The sequence below is a fragment of the Roseovarius dicentrarchi genome, from assembly GCF_003316635.1.
Lineage (GTDB): Bacteria > Pseudomonadota > Alphaproteobacteria > Rhodobacterales > Rhodobacteraceae > Roseovarius > Roseovarius dicentrarchi.
Genome location: NZ_QNQP01000005.1, coordinates 79,763 through 105,542 on the forward strand (window position 1 = coordinate 79,763; position 25,780 = coordinate 105,542).

Sequence of the window (25,780 nt, forward strand, 5' to 3'; positions counted from 1 at the left end):
CGTCACATGAAAATCATCGAACTCAGCTTACGCCGCCCGCGCACCGCCACCGGATCATTCGGCTTGAGCGCATCAAAAATGGTGAAAAGCTGCGCCTTCGCCGCACCCTCGTTCCACTCCGCATCACGGCGGAACAGCTCAAGCAGATGCTCGACCGCCTCTTCACTGCGGCCGGCAGCCGCCAATGACAGAGCCAGATCATAGCGCGCCTGCAAATCCGCGGGATCGGCGGCAACAGCCGCCTCCAGCTCGGCGATCGGTCCGGCATTCTCGGCCTGCCGCGCCAGCGCCAGCTGCGCATGCGCCGCCTCGATTTCGGGAGCGTTGCTAATTTCGGCAGGGGCGCCGTTCAGAACCGCGTCGGCCTGCTCCAATTCGCCAAGGGCGATATGCGCCCGCGCCATGCCGCCAAAGGCCGCCGCGTTGTCCGGATCCTCGGCCAGAATCGCGGCAAAGGTCTGCGCCGCGCCTGCGGCGTCGCCTTCCTCCAGCATCTCATCGGCGGCAACGATCGCCTCGTCGAACCCGCTATCGCCGTCCGGCATGGCGCCCCCGGCTGCCGCAACAACCCGGCCCACAAACGCCTCCAGCTCAGACGGCGGCACGGCGCCCTGGAACCCGTCAATCGGCTGCCCTTGCCAAAATGCGTAGACGGTCGGGATCGACTGCACCTGCAACTGCCCGGCAATGCTCTGGTTTTCGTCTACATTGACCTTGGCCATGCGCACAGCGCCGCCCGCCTTGGTCACCGCGGCCTCCAGCGCCGGACCCAGCGTTTTGCACGGCCCGCACCACGGCGCCCAGAAATCGACGATCACCGGCACTTTTTGCGACAGCTCGACCACGTCGCGCATGAAGTCGATCTCGGACACGTCCTTGATCAGATCGCTCGCCGGGGCCGCAGCCCCGCCACCTAACTCTATCATATCGTCTTGCCTCGCTGATTTGCGCGTTTCCAATTACATGGCGCAGCGCCCCCTCCCTTGCAAGGGCGCCCCTGCTTTCATCTTTCCCGAAATACTCCGGGGGTCCGGGGGCCGCTGCCCCCGGCGCCCTCACAGATCGAAGGTCGCGAAAACAGGCGCATGGTCGCTGGGCTTTTCCCATCCCCGCGCCGCCCGCAAAATCCGGCTGGAGTGGCCCGCGCCGGCAATATCGCCGGTCGCCCAGATGTGATCCAGCCGCCGCCCCTTGTCGGCGGCATCCCAATCCCTGGCGCGGTAAGACCACCAGCTGTATAGCTGCCCGTCGGGAATATCCGCCCGCGTGACATCGGCCCAGCCGCCGGCCTCCATCGCATCTTGCAGATGCTCAACCTCAACCGGCGTGTGGCTGACCACCTTCAGCAACTGCTTGTGGCTCCACACATCATCCTCGCGCGGCGCGATGTTCAGATCGCCGACCAGGATCGACCGCTCCGGCCGCTCGGCCCGGAACCAGTCCCGCATCTCTGTCAGATAATCCAGCTTCTGCCCGAATTTCTCGTTCACCGCCCGGTCCGCCACATCGCCGCCGGCGGGCACGTAAAAATTGTGAATGATCGTGCCATCCTCCAGCTGCCCGGCAACGTGCCGTGCATGGCCAAGGGCGGCAAAATCCTTGTCACCCATATCGGTCATAGGCAGTTTGGACAGTATGGCCACGCCATTATACCCTTTTTGCCCGCGTGCGACCATGTGGGTATAGCCCAGCGCCGCAAAATCATCGATTGGGATCATGTCCACCGGGCTTTTGCATTCCTGAAGGCACAGGATATCCGGCGCTTCCTCGGACAGCAGCTTGCAGACCAGCGGCGCGCGCAGCCGGACCGAGTTTATATTCCAGGTGGCAAGCGTGAAGGTCATACAGAACATCTCCAAGGGTCAAATCGCTGCCCCCGGCCCTACCACGCACGCCCCCGGCGCGCCAGCCAGCCCAGAAAAAAGGCCCCGGTCTGATGCCGGGGCCAGTCCAACAGGGAGGTGCATATATAACCGCATATGCAAACGGGTAACGTGCCGCCACGGCGGCGGTAACAGCGTAACTCGGGCCAGTGGCATCGGTTCCATGCGACCGGCATGCGTCTAACTGGACAGGCGGTATCCCCCGCTTTCGGTCACCAAAAGCCGCGCATTCGACGGGTCCGGCTCAATCTTCTGGCGCAAGCGATAGATATGCGTCTCCAGCGTGTGGGTGGTCACGCCCGCGTTATATCCCCAGACTTCGTGCAAAAGCTCGTCCCGCGCCACCACGCCGTCAGGCGCGCGGTAGAGGTATTTGAGGATGTTGGTTTCCTTCTCGGTCAGGCGCACCTTGCGGCCATCCTCGGCAATCAGCATCTTGACCGCCGGCTTGAAGCGATACGGCCCCAGCTGGAATACCGCATCCTCCGACTGCTCGTGCTGGCGCAGCTGCGCCCGGATGCGCGCCAGAAGGACAGGAAACTTGAACGGCTTGGTGATGTAATCATTGGCGCCCGCATCCAACCCAAGAATGGTATCGGCATCGCCGTCATGACCTGTCAGCATCAGGATCGGACATTTCACGCCCTGCTTGCGCATCAGGCGGCACAGCTCACGCCCGTCCGTATCCGGCAGGCCCACATCCAGCAGGATCAGATCGTAACTGGCATCCTTTGCGTGGGTCATCGCCTCGGCGCCGGTGCCGGCCTCGAACACGTCGAAATCCTCGGTCATCACCAGCTGCTCGCCCAGCGCCTCGCGAAGATCCTCGTCATCGTCCACCAACAGTATCTTTTTCAGCTGCGCCATTGCCCAATCCTCTCGTTTGCGTGATCATCAGATGCGCACTGCCTGCCCCAACAGCAAGGAATGCAACACCGCGATCACGCGCACGTGTTAAACGCGCGGCGTTTGTTTCAATCCCCCGCGAAAGCGATTAGACCAAGCGCGACCCCGCCACCGGACCCCATACAAGCGCGACCGCAGATGAGCCTCAGACCCGATATCACCCACCTTCTGGCACGCGCGCGCGGCGATCTGGCCATGGGCCTGCCGATCGCGCTGAGCGGCACAGGCGGCAGCGCCCTGATCGCTGCGGCCGAAACGCTGGACGCGCCGCGCCTTGCCAGCCTGCGCGCGCTGGCGACCGAGGCAGAGGCCGAGCTGACACTGGCCATCACCGCCCGCCGCGCCGAAACGCTCAAGGCGCGCGCCTATGACGGCGATCTGGCCCGCATCACCCTTCCCGATGACGCGGACCGCGCATGGATCGCCGCCACCGCCAACCCCGAGGACGATCTGAACAGCCCGATGAAAGGCCCCTTTGCCACCCAGCGGGGCGGCGATGTCGCCCTGCACCGGCTGGCCCTGACACTGACAAAGGCCGCGCGCCTGCTGCCAGCGGCCCTCGTCCTGCCGCTGGACACTGCCGCAAAATATGCGGCAGGAGCCGGCCTGACCATCCTGCCCGTCGAGGCCGCCGAGGCCGCCATGCGCCTGTCCAGCCCGCCCCACCCGGTGGTCAATGCCCGCGTCCCGCTGGAGGCCAGCCATGCCGGCCGCGTCCACGTCTTTCGCCCCGAGGACGGCAGCGAGGAACATTACGCCATCGAAATCGGCAAACCACCGCGCGATATGCCGGTTCTGACACGGCTGCATTCCGCCTGCTTTACCGGCGACGTGCTGGGCAGCCTCAAATGCGATTGCGGCCCGCAACTGCGCGCCGCACTGGCCCAGATGGGCGCCGAGGGCGCGGGCATCCTGCTTTACCTCAACCAGGAGGGGCGCGGGATTGGCCTGGCCAACAAAATGCGCGCCTATGCGCTTCAGGATCAGGGGTTTGACACGGTCGAAGCGAACCACAGGCTTGGCTTCGAAGACGACGAACGCGATTTTCGCATCGGTGCCGGTATCCTGTCACGGATGGGGTTTTCGTCCGTGCGCCTGATGACCAACAACCCCGCCAAGATCGACATGATGAAACGCTGCGGCATCGACGTGACCCAGCGCGTGCCGCTGATGGTCGGGCAGACCGACCAGAACAAGGGATACCTGGCCACCAAAGCGCATAAATCGGGCCATTTGCTGTAATCGCAACCGTGGCAAAACGGGTATTTGGACCAAGAAAAAACCATGGTGCTTTTTCTTGGTCCAAATACCCAAAATCCGGCGCCGGCCAAGCGCGCGGGTGGATCAACCGAAGCGCTGGACGAAATTTCGCAAAATCAGTTCCGGCACATGCACATCCGCCGCACGGCACATTGCAATCAGGTCTGCTGCGGTATCGGGCGGGAAATAGCCGTGATGCTTGTAGATGTTGATCCGGTCCTCGAACCCGGCTGCGTCCGCCTCGGGATGAAACTGCGTGGCATAGACATTCCTGCCATAGCGCACCATCTGGTACGGGCAGTTGGGCGCCGCGATCAGATGCGTGCAGCCTGCAGGCAGATCCTCCAGCGCCTCCTTGTGGCCGACGAATGCATTGAACCGCGCGGGCAGGTCCGCCAGCAATGGATCATTCCGGCCCGCCCCCGTCAGGGTGCAATCCGCGGTGCCCACAGGCTCGCCGTACCTGCCCTTGCCGACTGTGCCGCCCAGATGCTTGCCCAGAATACCGATGCCGTAGCAGCAGCCGAGGAATGGGATGTCCCTGTCCGTGATGCGCGGCATCAGTGACAGGACAGCAGCCTCGATCCGGGCGTGTTCATCGCTTTTCTCATCCGCTGCATCACTGACGCAGCCGGGGCCGCCGCCGACGATCACGCCCGCATACTCCGCCGGGTCGAGTGTTTGGGGCAGCGCCTCGCGCTCCAGCCGGATGCGGTGCGCGCGCGCCTCCTCCAGCCCGCCTTTTTGCAAGAACGCCGCATATTCGGCGTCCGACGCATCGGCTTCGGGCCGCAGTTGCAGGATCAGGAACCGCTTCAATGCGCCTGCGCCCAGTTGGCGCCCTGCCCCGCCTCGACCGTCAGCGGCACCGACAGTTTGACAACCGGCTCGGCCGCCCCCTCCATCACGTCGCGGGCCGCGTCGATAACGGCGTCAGTCGCGCCCTCATCGACCTCGAAGAGCAATTCGTCATGCACTTGCAGCAACATCTTGCAGGGCAGATCGGCAATAGCATCCGGCATGCGGATCATCGCGCGCCGGATCACATCGGCGGCGGTGCCCTGAATGGGCGCGTTGATCGCGGCGCGCTTGGCAAATCCGGCGCGCGGCCCCTTGGCGCCGATTTCGGGTGTATGGATCTTGCGGCCAAACAGCGTCTGGACATACCCGTGCTTTTTGCCGAATTCCACGGTGTCGTCCATATAGGCGCGAATGCCGGGGAACCGTTCGAAATAGCGGTCGATGAATCCCTGCGCCTCGCTGCGCGGGATGCGCAGGTTGCGCGCAAGGCCAAAGCCGGAAATGCCATAGATCACGCCAAAGTTGATCGCCTTGGCCTGGCGGCGGATTTCGGGCGTCATATCCTCCATCGGCACGCCGAACATCTCGCTTGCCGTCATCGCGTGGATGTCCTGCCCGTCACGAAACGCCTGTTTCAACGCTTCGATATCCGCGACATGCGCCAAAATGCGCAGCTCGATCTGGCTGTAGTCGAGGCTGACCAGAACCTTGCCCTCGGGCGCGACAAAAGCCTCGCGGATGCGGCGGCCCTCTTCGCTGCGCACGGGGATGTTTTGCAGGTTCGGATCGGAGGAGGCCAGCCGCCCCGTGTTCGCCCCCGCCTGCATGTAGGAGGTGTGTACGCGCCCCGTATCCGGGTCGATATGATCCTGAAGCGCATCGGTATAGGTCGATTTCAGCTTGGATATCTGGCGCCAGTCCAGCACGCGGGCGGGCAGCTCATGTTCGGTTGCCAGATCCTCCAGCACGTCGGCGCCGGTGGCATAGGCGCCGGTCTTGCCGCGTTTGCCGCCATCCAGGCTCATCTCGTCAAACAGGATCTCGCCCAGCTGCTTGGGCGAGCCGACATTGAACTTGCGCCCCGCCAGCGTGTGTATTTCTTCCTCCAGCGCGGCCATTTTCTGCGCGAAGGCCCCCGACATCCGGCTGAGCGTATCGCGGTCCACCGCGATCCCGTTCCGTTCCATATGCGCCAAAACGGGCACCAAAGGCCGCTCCAATGCCTCGTAAACGCGGGTGACGCGGCTGCGGTGCAGCTGCGGCTTCAGCACGGTCCAAAGGCGCAGCGTTATGTCGGCATCCTCGGCCGCGTATTTGACAGCGTCCGCAACCGGCACCCGGTCAAAGGTGATGGCGGATTTGCCGCCACCCAACAGCGTCTTGATCGGGATCGGCGCATGGTTCAGATAGCGCTCGCTCAGCGCGTCCATGCCGTGACCATGCAGACCGGCGTGCAGCGCGTAGGAGATCAGCATCGTGTCGTCAAAAGGCGCAATCTCGATGCCCCGCCGCGCCAGGATCTTGGCGTCGTATTTCATGTTCTGCCCGATCTTGAGGATGCTCGGATCCTCAAGAACCGGCTTCAACGCGTCCAGCGCCTCCTGCGCGGGCATCTGCCCCTCGGCCAGCGCGGCGCCGCCGAACAGATCGCCCTCCCCCTCGCCCTTGTGGGCCAGCGGGATATAGCAGGCATGCCCCGGCTCCACGCAGAGCGATATGCCCACCAGATCGGCCTGCATTTCGTTCAGCGATGTCGTCTCGGTATCGACGGCCACATAGCCACGCGCGCGGATCCGGGCCAGCCAGACCTCCAGCGCGGCCAAATCCTGCACGTGTTCGTATGTAGCGGCGTCAAACGCCGGCATCTCCGGCGTGTCCGCATCGGGCAAATCGGCCGGCGCATCGTCAATCTCGGGCGCTTCCGCATCCATCGCGGCAGCAATGCGCTTGGTCAGGGTGCGAAACTCCATTTCCGCCAGAAAACCCAGCAGAACATCCGGATCAGGATCGCGCACCTCCAGATCATCCAGTCCGAAATCCAGCGCCATATCGCAGTCCAGTTGCACCAGTTGGCGCGACAGGCGGATCTGGTCGGCGTGATCGATCAAGGTCTGGCGCCGCTTGGGTTGCTTGATCTCACTCGCCCGCGCCAACAATGTGTCCAGATCGCCGAACTCGTTGATCAGCAGCGCCGCGGTCTTGATCCCGATGCCCGGCGCGCCCGGCACATTATCCACCGAATCCCCGGCCAGCGCCTGCACATCCACCACGCGGTCAGGCCCGACGCCGAACTTCTCCTCGACACCCTCGACATCGATCCGCCGGTTCTTCATCGCGTCCAGCATCTCGACGCCGCCGCCGACCAGCTGCATCATGTCCTTGTCCGAGGAGATGATCGTCACCCGCCCGCCCGCTTCGCGCGCCTGCACCGACAGGGTGGCGATGATATCGTCCGCCTCAAACCCCTCGACCTCCTTGCAGGCGATGTTGAACGCCTCGGTCGCGCGCCGGGTCAGCGGGATCTGCGGGCGCAGATCCTCGGGCATCGCCTCGCGGTTGGCCTTGTAATCGGGAAACAGATCATTGCGGAACGTGTGACTGCCCTTGTCGAAGATCACCGCCACATGCGTCGCCGCATCGGACCCGTTATTGCCGTCAATATAGCGTTGCAGCATGTTGCAAAATCCGGACACGGCGCCAATCGGCAGCCCGTCGGATTTGCGCGTCAGCGGCGGCAGCGCGTGATACGCGCGAAAGATAAACGCAGATCCGTCGATCAGATGCAGATGGCATCCTTTTCCAAATGACATCCCACAGCCTCCCCGAACGCCGCTCAGCGTTTTTTCTTGGTAAAAATACCCAACTCCCGACCGCGCAAACAGCGCCGCGACAAATGGTTAAACCTTGCCCTCGAAATCACGATGGATCATCCGGGCGTCGCAATAGCCGCACTCGACCCAGCCACGATCCGCCGGGATCTGAAGCCAGACGCGCGGGTGGCCAAGGCCCGGCCCGCTGCCGTCGCAGCATACACGATAGTCGTCCACGATCCGGATTTCGGGCGCTTTGGTCACCATCTGGGCGTTTCCTTTTGCAGGCATCTCGATTACCCCACTTATATGATGGAACAGCAGCGCGGGGGCAAGGGGACCATGACAGCCAATGCAATCGAGATACGCGGCCTGCGCAAGACCTATGCCGGCAGCCGGGGCGCCCCGGCCAAGGAGGCGCTGAAGGGGGTCGATCTGGATATTCCGGCCGGATCGGTCTTTGGCCTGCTTGGCCCCAATGGCGCGGGCAAATCGACGCTGATCAACATTCTGGCCGGTCTGGTGCTGAAAACCAGCGGCAAGGCCACGATCTGGGGCTTCGATCAGGACGTGAGCCCGCGCCAGAGCCGGGCCGCCATCGGCGTCATGCCGCAGGAGCTGAACCTTGATCCCTTTTTCACCCCGCGCGCCGCGCTGGAGGTGCAGGCAGGGCTATATGGCGTGCCCAAATCGCAGCGCCGCAGCGATGAAATCCTCGCCCTCGTCGGGCTGGAGGACAAGGCAAACGCCTATGCCCGCACGCTATCGGGCGGTATGCGCCGCCGGCTGCTGCTGGCCAAGGCGCTGGTGCATCGCCCCCATATTCTGGTGCTGGACGAACCGACGGCCGGCGTCGATATCGAACTGCGCCAGATGCTGTGGGAAAACGTGCGCCGCCTGAACGCCGAGGGGATGACCATCATCCTGACCACCCACTATCTGGAAGAGGCCGAGGAGATGTGCGACCAGATTGCCATCATCGACCACGGCGCCGTGGTCGCGCGTGACAGCACCGCAAATCTTCTGGCCCGCCTGGACACCCGCAGCATGATCATCGTCCCCGAAGGCGACGTGACAGCCCTGCCGGAAAAGCCGGGCATCGAGGTGACGCGCCGCGATGGCGGTGTGCTGGCGCTCAGCTACAGCGCCGGACAGGTCAGCGCCGAGGCGGTGCTGGAGGCGGTGCGCGATGCGGGCATCCGCATCCGCGATGTGCGCACCGAACAGGCCGATCTTGAGGACGTGTTTCTGGAGCTGACGCGCAGCCGATAGGGCCGATCAGCCCGGCGGTGGTGCGATGGTGACGCCGCCTTGCCAATCCGGCAGGCGGTCATCCAGCAGCGCGGATATATTGCCAAGCTCTGCCGCCTCCAGCGCAGTCTGAAACTGCCGCAAGACACGCGGCATCCATTGCAGGTAGCGCGGCTTGCCGTCGCGCTGGCACAGCCGCACGAAAACGCCCAGAATACGCGCATGGCGCTGCGCCGCCAGCAAATGGTAGCGTTGGCGAACATCCTCAAGTTGGCCCAGACGGGCAGGCGCATCCGCCAGATAACGCTCCAGCAGCGTCTGCTCCAGCCCCGGCGTCAGATCGCGGCGCGCGTCCTGCAGCAGCGACATCAGATCGTATTCACACGGCCCCAGCACGCCGTCCTGAAAATCCAGCAGCCCGCAGCGCCGGACGCCATCGCGCCCCTCAAGCAGCATCAGGTTATCGACGTGGAAATCCCGCATCACCAGCGTGTCGAACCGCCCATCCACCGGCGCCAGTGCGATCTGCCACGCCGCGCGCCAGTCGCGCCCGAATTGCGCCGCATCCCCCCCCGGCGCCACCGCTGGCACGAACCATTCGGCAAATATCGCCAGCTCGTCCAGCATCCGCGCCGCGTCATAGCGCGGCTGCGCCACGCCTGCGCCGCGCGCATCATGGTGCAGATGCAGCAGGGCATCGACGGCCAGCCGGTACAGCGCGCCCTCGTCCTGCCCCGACGCCAGACAGTTGGCATAGGTCGCATCGCCAAGATCCTCGATCAGCGCGACGCCGACGGGTTTGTCCGCCTCAATGACGCGCGGCGCCGACAGGCCCAGACCGTTCAGATGCGCCGACAGCCGCAGATAGGCGTCAAACCCGACCGGATCGGTCGGATCCTCCATCAGCAGCATCCCCTGCCCTTCCAGCCGGTAGTATCGGCGCGGCGACGCGTCGGCGACAAAGGCAGTCAGGCGCGCGGCACCCTGCCCCCGCTGCGCCAAAAGCGCGGCAGAGGCGGGCAGAATATCAACGGTCGCGGGGTCGGTCATCGCAGCATGTCCCCTTCCAAAAGGATCTGTTGCGCCCCTTTTACCCCCGGTTCAGCGCCTGCGCCATGCAATGAATACCGCCGCCGGTTTTTGAAATTTCGGCAGTCTCAATCGCCGCCACCTCGAACCCGCGCGCGCGCAGCGCATCGACCAGCACGGTCGAGGCTTGGGGCGCGATGATCTTGCCATTGCCAAGGCTCATCACGTTGCAGCCCAGGTTCATCGTATCGCGGAACGGCACGTCGATAATCTCGTGCCCCTTGCCCTTGAGCCAGTCGACGATCCAGGGATCGGTGCAATCGAGGCAAACGGCGGTCAGCTTTTCGGCGATGGGCACGACCATCAGGTCGATATGCACGTAATATTCGTCGATAAAGGCCAGCTTGACCTCCCAGCCCTCATCCTCGAACCAGCCCGCGACCTGCCGCGCGCCGGCCTCGTTGGTGCGCGCGCCGCCGCAGCCGATCAGGACGCAGCCCTCCTCGATCACGTTGAAATCGCCGCCCTCGAACGTGCCTGCCGTGACCATGTCGTAGATCGGGATGCCCAGATCCTCATAGGTGCGGATGGCGGCGTAATTCTCGCCCCGGCGCCACCACTGCGACATCGCCGTGATGATCGCGCCGTAGGGCGTCATGACAGACGAATCGCGCGCATAGACCTGCATCGGCAATTCCGGCTGCGCCTCGTGCATCTTCACCTTGACGCCGAAATGTTCGTAGGCGGCGACCATTTCGGCGTGCTGGGATTGCGCGACCTGAATGTTGCAGGGGTTTTCGCGCAGATGCTTGGAGGACAGGCTGGAGGTGGACAGATGTTTCAGATGCGCGGGCGATCCCAGCAGGACATGGCTCAGCGCGTCTGTCTCATTGGGCAGGTGCCAGTTTTTCATGCGCGGCGTGCCGCCGCCGCGCTTGCGCGCCTGAAGGGTGAATTCGCTTGTGGTCTTGTCCAGCATTTGCAGTCTCCTGTTACGCGTCGGGCATGGCGGAGGGGATCCACCAGTCGCGCCCGCGCGGGGTGTCGATATATTCAGGCCAGCGGAAATGGATGGGCGGCTCGTAGTCGCAAAGCGGGGCCAGCCACTTGTCCCCGCCGACACCGCCGCCGGTGCGGTCCTCGAATTCGGCCATCGCGGCATCGCGCGCCGCCTTGTCCTCCAACAAGCGCAGCGCCGACAGGGCGCAGACACGCGCCGCCGTGCGCACCATCGGGTCAATCGTGGCGGGGATACCGCCCAGCGCGTTCATCACCCAACTGGGATAGGGCGCACCGTTGGATTTCAGCGCCGGGCGCGCGATGTAGAACCGCGCCAGCGGGGCGTGCCAGCTCATGTCGGTGTAATCGTCCGACGTGCTGTTTTGCTGGCTGGGGGCCAGATCGCGGCGCAGGATCGCCTCGGCGTCCTGCGGGGAAATAAGGCGGGACATCTCATCAATGAACGGCTCGGCCAGCGGCGTTTGCGCCAGATTGGCCTGTATGTCCTGCGCGATCTTTACGGCCTCGTCGCCCCATTCGGGTGCGCCGGCGGCTTGCATCGCGTCCCAGACAACATTCGCCATCGCGTGATTGGCCAGACCGGGGCGCGATTTGCAGACCCAGTGCCGCTCCCACCGGCAGCCGGTCATGGCGGCGACCGCCTCGGCGTTGCGGTCCAGCGCGGCTGTCACCTGCTCGGCCATCTCCACGGTGGGGGTGCGCATCATGTATTGCAATTCGGCCAGCCCGGCGGGCTGGTTATCGGCGGTGGCCTGCCCGGCGGTCAGGATCGCCTCGGAGATGGACCAGCCGCCTTGATGCGGCAGCATCGATTCGCGCAGGGATTTGGACAGGCTGTACATCTGCACCAGCGCCTCGGATGCGCCGGGCGCGCGGATCGCGGAATGAGATTGCGGGATCGGCGCGCCATCGCCCACGCCCCATGCCTCGGGCGCGTCACAGATGAAGCGGTAGATCATCGAATAGGCGGCGCCGCAGTGAGTATCCCAGCGCACCGTGTTGCACATCGGCAGCATGTAGAACGGATGGAAGGATAGCATCGCCGCCAGCCCGTCATAATACCCCTTGGCCGCGTGAATGGGTTTCGATCCGCGCACCTTTTCGGCAGGCTCGCCGGTAAAGCGCAGACCACCCTTGATCCCGCGCGCCTCCATCGCCGCCTTGGTCGCCAAGAGCCCGCCCAGCGCGCCGATGCCCAGCCCCGAATGCGGGTCGGTATGGCCGCCGGCCATGTATCCCAGCCCCTCGCGCGGGGCGCGGTGCGTCGCGGCGGCCTGACAGTTGCCCGGAATCGCGTCATATTCGCCATACATCCCGATGATAGGCCCGTCGCCGTTCGACCATTCGGCGCAAAAGGCGGTGGGCATCCCGCCTGACCCTTCCTCGACCGTAAATCCCTCGGCCCGCAGCCGCGCCACGTACCATTCGGCCGAGCGGTATTCGCGCCACGCCGTCTCGCCAAAGTCGAAAATCGTGGCGCACCACTCGGACAGCTCCGGCATCCGTGCGTCGATGGTTTCCAGCGCGTGGGTCTGTGCGTCACTCAATGTCATGGGCATCCTCCTGCACCATGCAGTTAAGCGCCGCGGGGCCGCGCATCAAAGTGAAACCTTTTCCTGCCATCGGCAAATTTCGCTCACCTAAAACAGTGGACGCGCCCCGAACAGCCGATATCATGGCACCGCCAAAGGAGCCGCCACATGCCCCGCATCCCCTCCACCCAAGCCCTGCGCGCGCTGGAATGTTTCGCGCGCCACGGCACCGTCTGGGCGGCGGCGGACGAGCTGAACCTGACGCGCAGCGCCGTCAGCCATCAGCTGCGCCTGCTGGAGCGTGACCTGGGCTTTGCCCTGTTCAACCGCGTCGGCACAAGGATCGCGCTGACACAGCGCGGCCGCGCCTATGCCGGCGATGTGCGCGCCGCGCTGTCGGCCATCGCCGGATCGGCCGCGCGCAATGCGGGACAGGGGCTGTCCGGAACGCTGACCATCAGCTGCACGCCGGGATTCGCCGCCTTCTGGCTGGCGCCACAAATCGGCGCGTTTCGCGCGGTCTGCCCCGAGGTGGACCTGCGCATCGTGACGCCTCGCAGGCTGGACGATGTCTCGAACCCCGAGGCGGATCTGTTCATCGCGTTTGGCAATGGCGCGATGCAGGGGGTCGAGGTCGAGCTGCTGCAACAGGTGGAATTTGCGCCGCTGATCGCGCCGATACTGGCGAACCGGCTGGGCGGGATCGAAACTGCGGCGGATGTGCTGCGCGCCGATCTGCTGCATCTGGGCGATTCGACCGATTGGCGTCAGTGGTTGCAGGCCGCCGGACTGCCTCAGGGGGCGGCAGACAAGGGGCCGGTATTTTCGGATATGAACCTTGTTTATGCCGCAACAATCGCGGGCCAGGGCGTGTCCATGGGCGATGTTCTGATCGGCAATGCGGCGATGGAGGCCGGGCAGCTGATCCGCGTGGGCGATGTGCGCATCACGTCGCCCGATGCCTATTACCTATGCACACCGCCGCAGAAAACCGGGCTGCCTGCGGCGCTGGCCTTTCGCCGCTGGATCATCGCCACCTTGCCGCAGCGCAAACGCTGAGCCGGGCATTGGCAAATGAAATTTGCCTCTTATGCGAAAACAATTCGATTGCGCCGCATTGCCGCGCGCCACTACGCTGAACGCGCAAAGGGAGGATGCCATGACCATAAAAACCCGCGCTGCCGAAATCGGCGTACAGGGCATCGGCAAGGATTTTGGCGACTTCACCGCGCTGGACGATATTTCGCTGACCATTGGACGGGGCGAATTCCTGACCCTGCTGGGGCCGTCGGGATCTGGCAAATCGACCTTTCTCATGCTGACCGCCGGGTTCGAGGAGGCGACGCGCGGCACCATGACGCTGGACGGGCAGGACATGACCGATGTGCCGGCCGAACGGCGCGGTTTTGGCATGGTGTTTCAGGGCTATGCGTTGTTCCCGCATATGACGGTCGCGCAGAACATCGCCTTTCCGCTGAAGGTGCAGAAGCGCCCCGCTCGCGAGATCAAGGCGCGCGTGTCTGAAATCATCGAAATGGTCGGCCTTGGCGGGCATGGGCATAAACGCCCCGACGCCCTGTCCGGCGGGCAGCAGCAGCGCGTCGCGCTGGCCCGCGCGCTGGCCTGCGAGCCGCCCGTGATGCTGCTGGACGAGCCGTTTTCGGCGCTGGACAAGAACCTGCGCGGCCAGATGCAGGACGAGGTGCGCCGCCTGCACCGCGAGACGGGAACGACATTCATCTTCGTCACCCATGACCAGTCCGAGGCGCTGGCGCTGTCGTCGCGCGTTGCGATCTTCGAGAAGGGTCGCCTGCAACAGATCGCTCCCCCGCGCGAGATTTACGAGCGGCCCGAAAACCGCTTTGTTGCCGAATTTCTGGGCGATATCAACCTGCTGCCGCTCAGCGACACGATGCGCGACGGCGATATGCTGCGCGGCAGTTTCGGTGGGCGCAGCCTGCGCGCGCCCGGGCATGTGGGCGGGCATACGCTGGCCGTGCGCCCCGAATACATGAGCCTGGGTCATACCGCGCCGGGCAGTGGCAATGCCATCCCCGCCAAGGTGCTGGACCTGACCTATCTGGGCGCCGCCACGCGCATTGATCTGGTCGGGCCGGAGGATACGCAGATCACGTTGAACCACCCGACCGATGATCTGCCCGTGGGCCTCGCCCCCGGCAGCGATATCTGGGCCAGCTGGCCCGAGCAGAAGGGGTTCCTTCTGTAGCGCGACGACCAACAAGGGAGAGAATAATAATGAAACCAACAGATAATTTCACCGACGACCAGCTGGAACTGCTGGCAGACAAGGCCCGGCAGGGCAAGATCAGCCGCCGCAGGTTCACCCAGCTGGGCATGGCCCTGCTGGGCGCCACCGCGGTTGCCACGCGCGGCGCGCCGGTGCTGGCCGATGACGGCCATCTGGTCTTCGTCAGCTGGGGCGGCGACGCGGTGGACGCCTACGGCGAAGCCTATGGCGAGCCGTTCGAGGAAGAAACCGGCATCCGCGTGCGGCAGGACGGATCGGGCCCGACCGAGGGCGCGATGCAGGCCCAGTTTGAAAGCGGCAGCCCCACATGGGACATCATGGACGCCGATGCCTTTTCCGCTGAATCGCTCGGCAAGAAGGGCATGATCGAGCCGATTGATTACGATATCGTTGATAAATCCAAGATGCGCGAAGGCTTCGGCTGGGAATATTCGGCCTCGTCCTATTTCTTCAGCTACATCATCGCCTATGACGCCACGAAATTTGGCGACAATCCCCCGAAAACCATGGCGGATTTCTTTGATACCGACACATACCCCGGCAAACGCTCCATGTACAAATGGGGCGCCGGCATGTGGGAGGCGCTGCTGATGGGCGACGGCGTGGCGCAGGCGGATCTGTATCCGCTGGATCTGGAGCGCGCGCATAACAAGCTGAAGGATTTCAAACAGCATGTCATCAGCTTCTGGGGCAATGGCGCCGAAAGCCAGACGCTGATGCTGAACGGCGAGGCGTCGATGGCGCTGATCTGGTCCACCCGCGCCCGCCTGCTGGAGCAGGACACCGATGGCGATGTCAGCTTTACCTGGCAGGACGGCGTCATCTCGCCCGGCGCGATGGCGGTGATCAAGGGCAATCCGGGCGGCAAGGATGCCGCGATGAAATTCATCGCCTCCGCGCAGGACCCCGAAAAGCAGCTGGTCATGTTCAACATGCTGTCCCAAGGCCCCGCGAACCCCGCCGCCGACGATCTGATCCCCGAGGACGAGCGCCGGTTCAACCCGGTGGCGCCCGATAACTTCGCGGTGCAGGTGCCGCTGGATGTGGCGTGGTACGAGGAAAACTACGGCCCGGCGCTGGACGAATACCTCGCCATCGTTTCGGCCTGACGGCCTTCGCCGCCCCTGCCCCCGGTGGGGGCGGCCTTCACCAAGGATACCCCATGACCCGGATCACCCGCCCCCTCATCCTGCTGGCGCCGCTCCTGGCCTTCCTCAGTCTGGCCTATGTGCTGCCGTTTGCGGGCGTCATCGGGTGGAGCGTCACGCTCCCCGAGCCGGGATTGCAGAACTACGCCGCCGCCGTCAGCGATCCGCTGATCCTGTCGGTGTTCTGGCGGACCTTGCGCATCTGCGTCATCGTCACGGTGGTATCGGTCGTCATGGGCTACATCCTGTCGCTGCTCTGGGTGCGCGGCACGCCCGTGGTGCGCACCTTGACCGAATTGTGCATCCTGATCCCGTTCTGGATTTCCGTTCTGACGCGGGCGTTTGGCTGGCTGGCGCTGCTATCGCATCGCGGGCTGGTGAATGGCTGGCTTGAGGCGATGGGCGTGATCGACGATCCGCTGCGCATGGTGCGTAACGAATTTGGCGTTGTCATTGGCATGGTGCATTTCATGATCCCGTTCGCGGTGTTCCCGCTGGCCTCGGCCATGCGCAACGTGGACGAGCGTGTGCTGTTGGCCGCGCGCGGCATGGGCGCGAGCCGCACACGCACCTTCTGGCAGGTGTTCGTGCCGATGACGGCGGCGGGCCTGATGGGCGCCGCGCTGCTGGTATTCGTCTTTGCCATCGGGTTCTTCATCACGCCCGCAATCCTTGGCGGTGGACGCAGCGTCATGGTGGCCGAGCTGATTTACCTGCGCATTTTCCAAAGCCCTGATTGGGGCCTTGCCGCCGCTGTCAGCGTGATCCTTATGGTCGCCATCTCGGCCTTGCTGGCCTTGCTGCTGAAACAACTCAGCCCCAAAGGTGCAAGATGATCCGCCTGCGCCCCGGCCTGATGGCCACGATCCTGGCCGTGCTGGTGGGGATCTTCATGCTGATGCCGCTCTTGGCGGTGGTGCCGGTGTCGTTCACGCCGAAACGGTTCCTTTCGATCCCGACGGACGAGCTGTCCTTGCGCCATTACCGCGCGCTTTACGAGGACCGCGAATGGGCCGAAGGGATCTGGCTGTCGCTGCGCATCGGGCTGCTGAGCGCCGGATTTGCCACGGCGCTGGGAACGTTTTTCAGCCTTGGCTTATGGATGTTCCGGCCCCGCTTTGCCGGGCTGCTGATGGGTGTCGCCCTGCTGCCGATGGTCGCGCCGCCGGTGGTATCGGCGCTGACGCTGTATTTTTTCCTGATCACCCTGACCAAGTATAACGGCGTGTTTGCCTATGACACCATGCTGGGCGTTGCGCTGGCCCATTCGGTGATGATCGTGCCCTTTGCGGTCGTGCTGGTCAGCGTGTCGCTGGCGCAGGTGGACCGCCGCTGGGACCGGGCCGCGCGCGCGATGGGCGCCAGTCTGGGAACGCGGGTTTTCAAGGTGATCCTGCCGAACATCAAGTTCGGCGTGATCGCCGCGTTTTTCCTGACCTTCGTGCTGTCATGGGAAGAGATCGCCGTGACCATCTTCATCACCTCGGTCGAGGCCGTCACCCTGCCCCGCCTGATGTGGCAGGGCCTGCGCGACAATATCGACCCCGCCATTGCCGCGATTTCCGTGGTGTTGATCGTCATCGTGGCGCTGGCAGTCATCGGGCGCGCGGTCATCACCGCGGTTCGGGCGCGAAACGCTTGACCGGCGCCGCTGTCTGAATGCGACACCAAAAATGTCGTATTCGGGAATTTAGCCGGTTGACGTCATACCGCAGGCCGTTACCGTAACGGCTGAAAGTGACGTCACGGCCCGGCGCCGCCCCTGTTTTTAGCGATCTGTGCCGCAGGCACGATGGCAGCGGGCGCTGCGTTCAGGCCCTTGGGGGCTTTGGGTGGCACGGCGCCAGATCGCGCACCCGTCCCGAAATGAACAGAGGAGAGATATGATATGAAACGCATTCTATACACCGCCGCCTTTGCGGCCCTTGCCGCCCCCACCGCAAGCATGGCGCAGGATCAGTGCGGCGACGTCACGATCACCCAGATGAACTGGGACTCGTCGGCCATTGTCACGGCGGTGTCCAAATTCCTGATGGAACAGGGTTACGGCTGCAACGTCACGGCGGTTCCGTCCGACACGACGCCCGCCGTCACATCGCTGGCCGAAAACAACGAGCCTGACATCGTGACCGAGCTGTGGACCAACTCCACCGGCGACGTCTACAAAAAGCTGAAGGAAGACGGCAAGATCGAGGAAGTCGGCAGCGTGCTGGACCCCGGCGGGGTCGAAGGCTGGTGGCTGCCCACCTATCTGGTCGAAGAGCATCCGGAGCTGGCCACCATTCAGGGCGTCTTGGACAATCCCGAGCTGGTCGGCGGCATGTTCAACAACTGCCCCGATGGCTGGGGCTGCCGGATCGCCAATGACAACCTGATCCGCGCCTTCGGCATGGAAGACGCCGGGATCGAGATCTTCAATCACGGGTCGGGCGAAACGCTGGGCACCTCCATGGCCTCGGCCTACCAGAACGAAGAGCCGTGGTTCGGCTATTACTGGGGCCCCACAACGCCGCTGGGCAAATTCGACATGACCAGCATTGATCTGGGCGAATTCGACGAGGCGGCCCATGCGGCCAACCAGAACGTCGAAACGCCGGACCCGCAGCCGTCCGCCTTCCCCTCGGCGCCGGTGCTGACCATCGTCACCAAGGATTTCATGGAAGAAAAGCCTGACATCGCCGAACTGATGAGCAAGGTCAGCTTCAAGACCGACACGATGAGCCAGGTTCTGGCATGGAAAGAAGACAACAACGCCTCGAACGAGGAAGCGGCGGTGTATTTCCTGCAAAACAACCCCGATGAGTGGAAGAACTGGATCAACGACGCCGCCGCCGAAAAGCTGGCGCCGCTGCTGAAGTAATCCAGCGCGCATGAGCTGCAAGCGACGCACCAGACAATCGCAGACGCGCAGATAAACGGCAGGGCCGGATCCAGTGATCCGGCCCTTCCCGATTTAACCGATGAAAATGGACCGCCCCGGCGGTCCGATTGAGGGATGCATGGCGACTTACGACTTCATTTTCGACAATCTTGGATTGCGCGGCTGGTGCGGCGACAGCGGCGACGCCGCGGGCGGCATGACCTCCATGGCGCAGCTTCTGGCGCAGACCTCGGGCAAGGAGGTGGAGAAATCGATGTGGGAGACGCCATTTCCATCAATGGACGCCCTGCACGAGGCGTGCCCCGCCTTCCCTCAATCGCGCGAGCTGACCTCGGGACTGGAAGAAGGCTTCCTGTCGATCAAGGATGTGCTGAAAATCGTCGTCGATCCTCTGACGCAACCGCTGAGCTGGGCGCTGAACAACGCGCTTTGGTTGATGCAGGCCACGCCGTGGTTCATCATGATTCCGCTGCTGATGCTGGTCGCCTATGCCGTCAGCCGCTCGGCCAAACTGGTCGGGCTGATCGTGCTCTGCTTCGGGTTTCTGGCCTTCGTGGATTACTATGACTACACCATGCAGACGCTGGCGATCATCTTCGTCTGCGCCTTCATATGCGTGCTGTTCGGGGTGCCCATCGGCATCGCGATGGCGCGCAATGACCGGGTGCAGCGGTCGATGATCCCCATTCTGGACATGCTGCAAACGCTGCCGCCCTTTGTCTATCTAATTCCGCTGATTTTCCTATTTTCCGTCACCGAACCCAAGCTCTACGGCATTGCCATCATCCTCTACGCCATCGTGCCGGTGGTGCGCCTGACCGATCTGGGCATCCGTCTGGTCGACAAGGACGTGATCGAGGCGGCCGACGCCTTTGGCATGACGCAGCGGCAGAAACTGTTCAACGTGCAGATCCCCTTGGCGCTGCCCAACATCATGGCCGGCGTCAACCAGACCATCATGATGAGCCTTGCGATGGTCGTCATCGCATCGCTGGTATCGGCCCCCGGTCTGGGCGTTCTGGTGCTGCGCGGAATCCGGTCGCTGGAGCTGGGCGTGGGCCTGCTGTCGGGTCTGGGCATCGTCCTGCTGGCGATCATTCTGGACCGCGTGACCAAGGCCGCGCTGGCCCGCATCAACACCAGCCAATCATAAGGGGCGGATATGACAGAGACTGACATCAAGATTTCGATCCGTAACCTCTACAAGATTTTCGGCGAAAAACCCCTGCCCGCCCTGCAACATGTCAAGGACGGCATGGGCAAGACCGAGCTGTTGCAGGCGCATGGGCATGTGCTGGGCCTCAATGACATCAACGTCGATATCCCGGCGGGCAAGACGACGGTGATCATGGGCCTGTCAGGGTCGGGCAAATCCACCCTGATCCGCCACCTCAACCGTCTGATCGAACCGACAGCGGGCGAGGTGTGGGTCGATGGCGAGAATATTCTTGACTACAACGACAAGCAGCTGCGCCATTTGCGGCAACATAAAATGTCGATGGTGTTCCAGAAATTCGCGCTGTTCCCGCATCGCACGGTTTTGCAAAATGCCGGTCTTGCCCCCTCCGTCGAGGGCGAAAAGGAACGCAACTATGCCGACGAGGCGCGCAAATGGCTGGACCGCGTTGGCCTGCATGGGCAGGGCGATCAATATCCGCACCAGCTGTCAGGCGGCATGCAGCAGCGCGTCGGCATCGCGCGGGCGCTGACCAGCAATTCGGACATCATGCTGATGGACGAGGCGTTTTCCGCGCTCGACCCGCTGATCCGCACCGACATGCAGAACCTGCTGATCGAATTGCAGGCCGAGCTGCAAAAGACGGTGGTGTTCATCACCCACGATCTGGACGAGGCGCTGAAACTGGCCGATCATCTGGTGGTGCTGAAGGACGGTCTGGTGGTCCAGCAGGGCGAGCCGCAGCACATTCTGCTGAACCCGGCGGACCCCTATATCGAGGATTTCGTCAGCGATATCAATCGCGCGCGCGTCCTGCGCGTCCGCTCGGTGATGGAGCGCACGACTGCCGACACCGGCGATCACGCGGGCGAAATCGACCATGACGATACGCTGGAATCGGTCATCGCCCGGTCCGAAGGCGACACGCTGCGCAGCTACCGCGTGATGAAGAACGGCGCGCCCGTCGGCGTTCTGAACATGCGCAATCTGGTCAAGGCGCTGGTCCCGTCCGAGCAATCGGGCGATACCGAAAGCGCGCGCCGCAGCGGCTGAGCGCACTCACCCCAGCGCGTAGCCCGCACCGCGAATGGTGCGGATCGGATCGCTGCCGCCCGAGCGCGTCAGCGCCTTGCGCAGCCGCGCCACATGCACATCCACCGTGCGCGTATCCACGAAAATATCGCGCCCCCACACCAGATCCAGCAGCTGTTCGCGGCTGAATACGCGGCCCTGCCGCTCCATCAGCTTGATCAGCAGGCGATACTCGGTCGGTCCCAGCTTGACCTCGTCATCGCCGCGCGTGACGCGGTGGCGCACGGGGTCAAGCGTGATATCCGCATAGCGCAGCGCCTGCCCGGCCAGCGCCGGGCGCGTGCGGCGCAGCTGTGTGCGAACGCGTGCCATCAGCTCCTTCACCGAATAGGGCTTGATGACGTAATCATCCGCCCCCGTCTCAAGCCCGCGCACGCAATCGACCTCCTCGGACCGGGCGGACAGCATGATGACGGGAATGTGCCGGGTGTCATCGCGGGTTTTCATCTGGCGGCACAGTTCGATCCCGCTCATCAGGGGCATCATCCAATCCAGAATTGCCAGATCGGGCGGCGCCTCGGCGATCATCAACAACGCCTCTTCGCCGTTTTCGGCGCAGCGCACGGCGTATCCTTCGGCCTCCAGATTATAGGCCAGAACCGCGCGCTGGGCCGCCTCATCCTCGACAAGCAGCACCTGGGGTTGCATCGCCGCCACCCTACGCGCCGGTGACCGTGGTTGTCGTATCGGCCTTTGGGCGATCCTCATCGGGGTGTTTGCCGGTCGACAAATAAATCACCTGTTCGGCGATGGAGGTTACATGATCGCCCATCCGTTCGGTATTTTTCGAGATGAAATGCAGATGCAGGCAGGCGGTGATGTTGCGCGGATCCTCCATCATGAAGGTCAGCAATTCGCGGAACAGCGCATTATACATCTGGTCCACATCGACATCGCGCGCGATCACATCCGCCGCCAGCGCCGCATCGCGGTGAATATAGGCGTCCAACGCATCCTTCAGCATGCCCTCGACCGCGCGCGTCATGCGGCGTAGGGTGCCGGTGCTGTCGCTGATCGGCGCGGCCTGCGCCAGCACCTCGCAGCGTTTTGCCATGTTTTTTGCATAATCGCCGATGCGTTCCAGATTGCCGCTGATCTTGATCACGCTCAGCACCAGCCGCAGGTCAATCGCCGTGGGCGCGCGCAGGGCGATAATGCGCGCGGCGCCCTCGTTGATCGTCTCCTCCAGCGCGTCGATGGCCGCGTCGGCGCGGCGCACCTGCAAGGCCAGCTCCGCATCGCGCGTCTCCAGCGCCTGCATGCCAAGGCGGATCGCATCCTCGACCAGCCCGCCCATTTTCATGATCTGCGCCTGAACGGCTTCCAGATCGCTGTCAAAGGCGGATGATATATGCGCGTCTGTCATGATTTATCCAATCCTGCCGGTGATATAGCTTTCGGTGCGCGGATCATGGGGCGCGGTGAATATCTGGTCAGTATCGCCATATTCAACCAAAGATCCCAGATGAAAGAATGCCGTTTTCTGACTGATCCGCGCCGCCTGCTGCATCGAATGGGTGACGATCACCACGCAGAAATTCTGCCGCAGGTCGTCAATCAATTCCTCGATCTGCGCGGTCGCAATCGGGTCCAGCGCCGAGCAAGGCTCGTCCATCAGCAGCACCTCGGGCGATGTGGCGATGGCGCGCGCGATGCAAAGTCGCTGCTGCTGCCCGCCCGACAGCGCGGTGCCGGCGCTGCCCAGCCGATCCTTCACCTCGTCCCAAAGCGCCGCTTTCCTCAGGGCGTTTTCGACGACGCCGGCCAGTTCTGCCTTGCTCCGCGTCAGTCCGTGGATTTTCGGGCCATAGGCGACATTGTCGAAGATGGATTTGGGAAACGGATTGGGTTTTTGAAACACCATGCCGACCTTGGCGCGCAGCTGCACCGGATCGACGCGCCGGTCATAGATATCCTCGCCGTCGATGCGGATATCGCCGGATACGCGGCAGATATCAATCGTGTCGTTCATCCGGTTCAGGCAACGCAGGAACGTGGATTTGCCGCAGCCCGAGGGGCCGATGAAGGCGGTCACGGTGTTGGGCGCGATATCCACCGACACGCCCCGGATCGCGGGGCTGTCGCCATAGCAGACCTGCACGTTTCTGGCAGAGATTTTCTGGCCGGTTTGGATCATGGATGCCTCTTTCATGTCAATGTCCTTGCTCACCAGCGCCGCTCGAACCGGCGGCGCAGCAGAACCGCTGCGATGTTCATCACCGCAAGGAAGATCAGCAGCGTGATGATTGCGCCCGAGGCGCGCTCGGCAAAGCCGGGATCGGCCCGCTGGGTCCAGTTGAACACCTGCACCGGCAGCGCGGTTGCCGCCTCTCCGAACAGGTCGGCGGCGTCGCTGTAGGCGGCCGGATATTCACGCACAAAGGCGACCATGCCGATCAGCAAAAGCGGCGCGGTCTCGCCCAGCGCCTGCGCAAGGCCGATGATGGTGCCGGTCAGGATGCCGGGCGCGGCCAGCGGCAGAATGTGGTGGAACACCGACTGCATCTTGCTGGCCCCGACGCCCAGCGCCGCATCGCGGATCGAGGGCGGCACCGATTTCAGCGCGGCGCGGGTCGAGATGATGATCGTCGGCAGCGTCATCAGCGTCAGCACCAGGCCGCCGACCAGCGGCGAGGATTGCCGCAGGCCCGCAAAGTTGATGAATATCGCAAGGCCAAGGATGCCGTAGACGATCGACGGCACCGCCGCCAGATTGCTGATATTCACCTCGATCAGGTCCGATATGCGGTTTCTGGGCGCGAACTCCTCCAGATAGATCGACGCGGCCACGCCGATGGGCAGCGCCAGCACCAGCACCACCGCCATCATGTAAAGCGATCCCAGAATGGCCACGCCCAGCCCCGCTGCCTCGGGGCGCTGGTCGCTGGCGTCGGGGGCGGTCAGAAAGCGCCAGTTCAGCCGCGTTTCAATCACGCCCGCATCGGCCAGCGCCTGCGCCACGCGCAGCGCCTCGGGCGAGGTGTTGCCGTCCAGCGCGGCGCTTTGCATTGTCACGCGGCCCTTGAAATACCCGTCGATCCGCCCGTCCGCCAACACGTCCAGCGTAACGGTCCCTCCGACCAGACCGGGATTGGCCAGCACGTGATCGCGCAAGGTCGCCACCGCCTCCTTGCTGATCATGCCGGCGATCTCTTTGGTTGGCAGGGGCGTGGTGATGCCGACTGCATCCACCTGCGCCAGCAGCGCATCGCCCAGCAGCGGCGCGTAGCCGAAAGTGGTGACCTTGGCCATTTGCGCCGGATCGCGCTGGCCGGTTTTGTCCAGCTTGGCCTCGGGCAGCGCGATCTCCAGCGTGATGTAGGTCTGTTTGAACGCGCCGACCCCGCTTGAGATCACGGACGTCAACAGCACGATCAGCGCGAGCGCAGCGATGCCGATGGCGGCCAGCCCGCAGGCGCGAAACCGTGCCTCGGACGCGCGGCGGCGCCGGGTGCGCGCACCCTGGGCCAGTAGCGAATTTGCAGGCTCGCTCATTCGTATTGCTCCCGGTATTTGCGCACGATCATCAGCGCGACCACGTTCAGGCACAGCGTCAGCGTGAACAGCGTCAGGCCCAGTGCGAAGGCCACCAGCGTTTCGGGGCTGGCAAAATCGGTGTCGCCGGTCAGTTGGCTGACGATCTTGACGGTGATGGTCGTCATCGCCTCGAACGGGTTCAGCGACAGCCGCGCGGCGGCCCCGGCGCCCAGAACGACGATCATCGTCTCGCCAATGGCGCGGCTGGCGGCCAGCAGCACGGCGCCCATGATACCCGGCAGGGCGGCGGGAAGGACTACCTGCCGGATGGTTTCCGACCGCGTCGCACCCAGCGCCGATGACCCGTCGCGCATCGCCTGCGGCACGGCGCCCATCGCGTCATCGGACAGCGACGACACGAACGGGATCAGCATGATCCCCATCACCAGCCCGGCGGTCATCACCGATGACGCGCTGTCACCCAGCCCCAGCGGCTGCGCGAAATAGTCGCGCAGCATCGGACCGATGGTGATCAGCGCGAACAGCCCGTAAACAATGGTCGGAATACCGGCAAGGATTTCGATCAGCGGTTTGGCAATGCCGCGCAGTCGCGGCCCGGCATATTCAGACAGATAGATCGCGGCAAACAGGCCCACCGGCACCGCAAACGCCAGCGCGATGAAGCTGACGTAAAGCGTGCCCCACAGCAGCGGCAGGATGCCCAGCGCGCTGTTGCCGCGGAAATTGGGCGCCCATTCGGTGGACAGGAAAAAATCGCGCCAGCCATATTGCCCAAAGAAATTCGCCGCCTCGAACACCATCGAAAATACGATGCCGACGGTGGTCAGGATCGCGGTGGTCGACGCCGCGATCAAGAGGGCCTTGATCCACGCCTCGGACGCCGCCCGCGCGCGAAACCGGGCGGACGCGCGCAGGATTGCGTCGATACACCCGATCAGCGCAACGGCCAAGACCGCCCAGAACAGCGTGCGATCCGGCAGTATCTGCGCGCCCTGCTGGCGCCCGATCATGCGGGCGACAGACAAGGCGGCGTAGCAGGCCAGCACGGGGATCAGCACGCTGAGCGCGGCGTTCACTGCGTGCGCGCGCGGCAGTGCGGCCAGGCGGCGCAGGTCGCCGCCCGCCGCCAGACGGGCCCGGACCTGCGCACCGATCATGGCCAGAACGGCCAGACCGATAACCAGAACCGGCAGGGATAAAATGGTGTCAAAGACCCACATCAT

At 63.9% G+C, this 25,780-nt stretch carries 24 protein-coding genes; 10 read left to right on the forward strand and 14 right to left on the reverse strand.

Going from position 1 to position 25,780, the window contains the following annotated elements:
* Positions 1 to 2 precede the first annotated feature (2 nt).
* From DQ230_RS05080 to DQ230_RS05090, 3 genes are all read right to left on the reverse strand, one after another.
* Complete coding sequence (locus DQ230_RS05080; RefSeq protein WP_113911421.1) at positions 3 to 926, reverse strand: thioredoxin family protein; 924 nt, start codon at positions 924 to 926, stop codon at positions 3 to 5.
* Positions 927 to 1,055: 129 nt separating this feature from the next.
* The gene (locus DQ230_RS05085; RefSeq protein WP_113911422.1) at positions 1,056 to 1,844 is read right to left on the reverse strand and encodes an exodeoxyribonuclease III; all 789 of its coding nucleotides are present in this window, start codon (positions 1,842 to 1,844) and stop codon (positions 1,056 to 1,058) included.
* A gap of 219 nt (positions 1,845 to 2,063) precedes the next feature.
* Positions 2,064 to 2,750 carry a response regulator transcription factor gene (locus DQ230_RS05090; protein ID WP_113911423.1) on the reverse strand — a complete coding sequence of 229 codons (687 nt, stop codon included), beginning with the start codon at positions 2,748 to 2,750 and terminating at the stop codon, positions 2,064 to 2,066.
* A 177-nt stretch (positions 2,751 to 2,927) separates the two neighbouring features.
* On the opposite strand from DQ230_RS05090, the gene ribA reads away from it, so the two are divergent.
* Positions 2,928 to 4,031, forward strand: a complete 1,104-nt coding sequence (gene ribA / locus DQ230_RS05095; protein WP_113911424.1) for a GTP cyclohydrolase II — start codon at positions 2,928 to 2,930, stop codon at positions 4,029 to 4,031.
* A gap of 102 nt (positions 4,032 to 4,133) precedes the next feature.
* Here the strand turns inward: ribA and DQ230_RS05100 are convergent, their stop codons facing one another.
* The 3 genes from DQ230_RS05100 to DQ230_RS05110 form a co-directional block, all read right to left on the reverse strand.
* Complete coding sequence (locus DQ230_RS05100; protein ID WP_113911425.1) at positions 4,134 to 4,868, reverse strand: glutamine amidotransferase; 735 nt, start codon at positions 4,866 to 4,868, stop codon at positions 4,134 to 4,136.
* Complete coding sequence (gene polA, locus DQ230_RS05105) at positions 4,865 to 7,660, reverse strand: DNA polymerase I (RefSeq protein WP_113911426.1); 2,796 nt, start codon at positions 7,658 to 7,660, stop codon at positions 4,865 to 4,867. Before polA ends, DQ230_RS05100 begins: the two co-directional genes overlap by 4 nt.
* 87 nt (positions 7,661 to 7,747) lie before the next feature.
* Positions 7,748 to 7,927 carry a zinc-finger domain-containing protein gene (locus DQ230_RS05110; RefSeq protein WP_113911427.1) on the reverse strand — a complete coding sequence of 60 codons (180 nt, stop codon included), beginning with the start codon at positions 7,925 to 7,927 and terminating at the stop codon, positions 7,748 to 7,750.
* 75 nt (positions 7,928 to 8,002) lie between these two features.
* Between DQ230_RS05110 and DQ230_RS05115 the strand changes: the two genes are divergently transcribed.
* A complete protein-coding gene (locus DQ230_RS05115) occupies positions 8,003 to 8,932 on the forward strand; it encodes an ABC transporter ATP-binding protein (protein ID WP_113911562.1) in 930 nt (309 codons plus the stop codon).
* Positions 8,933 to 8,938: 6 nt separating this feature from the next.
* Here the strand turns inward: DQ230_RS05115 and DQ230_RS05120 are convergent, their stop codons facing one another.
* The 3 genes from DQ230_RS05120 to DQ230_RS05130 are packed head-to-tail and all read right to left on the reverse strand — an operon-like array spanning position 8,939 to position 12,513.
* A complete protein-coding gene (locus tag DQ230_RS05120; protein ID WP_113911428.1) occupies positions 8,939 to 9,961 on the reverse strand; it encodes an aminoglycoside phosphotransferase family protein in 1,023 nt (340 codons plus the stop codon).
* A 40-nt stretch (positions 9,962 to 10,001) separates the two neighbouring features.
* The gene (locus tag DQ230_RS05125) at positions 10,002 to 10,919 is read right to left on the reverse strand and encodes a dimethylarginine dimethylaminohydrolase family protein (RefSeq protein WP_203227999.1); all 918 of its coding nucleotides are present in this window, start codon (positions 10,917 to 10,919) and stop codon (positions 10,002 to 10,004) included.
* 13 nt (positions 10,920 to 10,932) lie between these two features.
* Entirely contained in the window at positions 10,933 to 12,513 is a 1,581-nt protein-coding gene (locus DQ230_RS05130; RefSeq protein ID WP_113911429.1) for a zinc-binding metallopeptidase family protein, read from the reverse strand.
* A 147-nt stretch (positions 12,514 to 12,660) separates the two neighbouring features.
* Between DQ230_RS05130 and DQ230_RS05135 the strand changes: the two genes are divergently transcribed.
* From DQ230_RS05135 to DQ230_RS05170, 8 genes are all read left to right on the forward strand, one after another.
* Positions 12,661 to 13,551 (forward strand): LysR substrate-binding domain-containing protein, encoded by an 891-nt coding sequence (locus DQ230_RS05135; RefSeq protein ID WP_113911430.1) that lies wholly within the window; start codon positions 12,661 to 12,663, stop codon positions 13,549 to 13,551.
* A 100-nt stretch (positions 13,552 to 13,651) separates the two neighbouring features.
* The gene (locus tag DQ230_RS05140) at positions 13,652 to 14,719 is read left to right on the forward strand and encodes an ABC transporter ATP-binding protein (RefSeq protein ID WP_113911564.1); all 1,068 of its coding nucleotides are present in this window, start codon (positions 13,652 to 13,654) and stop codon (positions 14,717 to 14,719) included.
* A 29-nt stretch (positions 14,720 to 14,748) separates the two neighbouring features.
* Complete coding sequence (locus DQ230_RS05145; protein WP_113911431.1) at positions 14,749 to 15,870, forward strand: ABC transporter substrate-binding protein; 1,122 nt, start codon at positions 14,749 to 14,751, stop codon at positions 15,868 to 15,870.
* Between the two features lie 53 nt (positions 15,871 to 15,923).
* A complete protein-coding gene (locus DQ230_RS05150) occupies positions 15,924 to 16,745 on the forward strand; it encodes an ABC transporter permease (RefSeq protein WP_113911432.1) in 822 nt (273 codons plus the stop codon).
* On the forward strand, positions 16,742 to 17,551 hold the full coding sequence (locus DQ230_RS05155) for an ABC transporter permease (protein ID WP_113911433.1): 810 nt from the start codon (positions 16,742 to 16,744) through the stop codon (positions 17,549 to 17,551). Before DQ230_RS05150 ends, DQ230_RS05155 begins: the two co-directional genes overlap by 4 nt.
* 246 nt (positions 17,552 to 17,797) lie before the next feature.
* A complete protein-coding gene (locus DQ230_RS05160; protein ID WP_113911434.1) occupies positions 17,798 to 18,769 on the forward strand; it encodes an ABC transporter substrate-binding protein in 972 nt (323 codons plus the stop codon).
* Positions 18,770 to 18,908: 139 nt separating this feature from the next.
* Positions 18,909 to 19,943: an ABC transporter permease gene (locus DQ230_RS05165; protein WP_113911566.1), complete on the forward strand. Its 1,035-nt coding sequence runs from the start codon at positions 18,909 to 18,911 to the stop codon at positions 19,941 to 19,943.
* A 9-nt stretch (positions 19,944 to 19,952) separates the two neighbouring features.
* A complete protein-coding gene (locus DQ230_RS05170; RefSeq protein ID WP_113911435.1) occupies positions 19,953 to 21,020 on the forward strand; it encodes a quaternary amine ABC transporter ATP-binding protein in 1,068 nt (355 codons plus the stop codon).
* A gap of 6 nt (positions 21,021 to 21,026) precedes the next feature.
* Here the strand turns inward: DQ230_RS05170 and phoB are convergent, their stop codons facing one another.
* The 5 genes from phoB to pstC are packed head-to-tail and all read right to left on the reverse strand — an operon-like array spanning position 21,027 to position 25,714.
* Complete coding sequence (phoB, locus tag DQ230_RS05175; protein WP_113911436.1) at positions 21,027 to 21,716, reverse strand: phosphate regulon transcriptional regulator PhoB; 690 nt, start codon at positions 21,714 to 21,716, stop codon at positions 21,027 to 21,029.
* Between the two features lies 1 nt (position 21,717).
* On the reverse strand, positions 21,718 to 22,425 hold the full coding sequence (phoU, locus tag DQ230_RS05180; RefSeq protein ID WP_113911437.1) for a phosphate signaling complex protein PhoU: 708 nt from the start codon (positions 22,423 to 22,425) through the stop codon (positions 21,718 to 21,720).
* Between the two features lie 3 nt (positions 22,426 to 22,428).
* Positions 22,429 to 23,211: a phosphate ABC transporter ATP-binding protein PstB gene (gene pstB, locus DQ230_RS05185; RefSeq protein WP_113911438.1), complete on the reverse strand. Its 783-nt coding sequence runs from the start codon at positions 23,209 to 23,211 to the stop codon at positions 22,429 to 22,431.
* Between the two features lie 14 nt (positions 23,212 to 23,225).
* Positions 23,226 to 24,554, reverse strand: a complete 1,329-nt coding sequence (pstA, locus tag DQ230_RS05190) for a phosphate ABC transporter permease PstA (protein WP_113911439.1) — start codon at positions 24,552 to 24,554, stop codon at positions 23,226 to 23,228.
* Entirely contained in the window at positions 24,551 to 25,714 is a 1,164-nt protein-coding gene (gene pstC / locus DQ230_RS05195) for a phosphate ABC transporter permease subunit PstC (RefSeq protein ID WP_420820884.1), read from the reverse strand. Before pstC ends, pstA begins: the two co-directional genes overlap by 4 nt.
* Positions 25,715 to 25,780 lie beyond the last annotated feature (66 nt).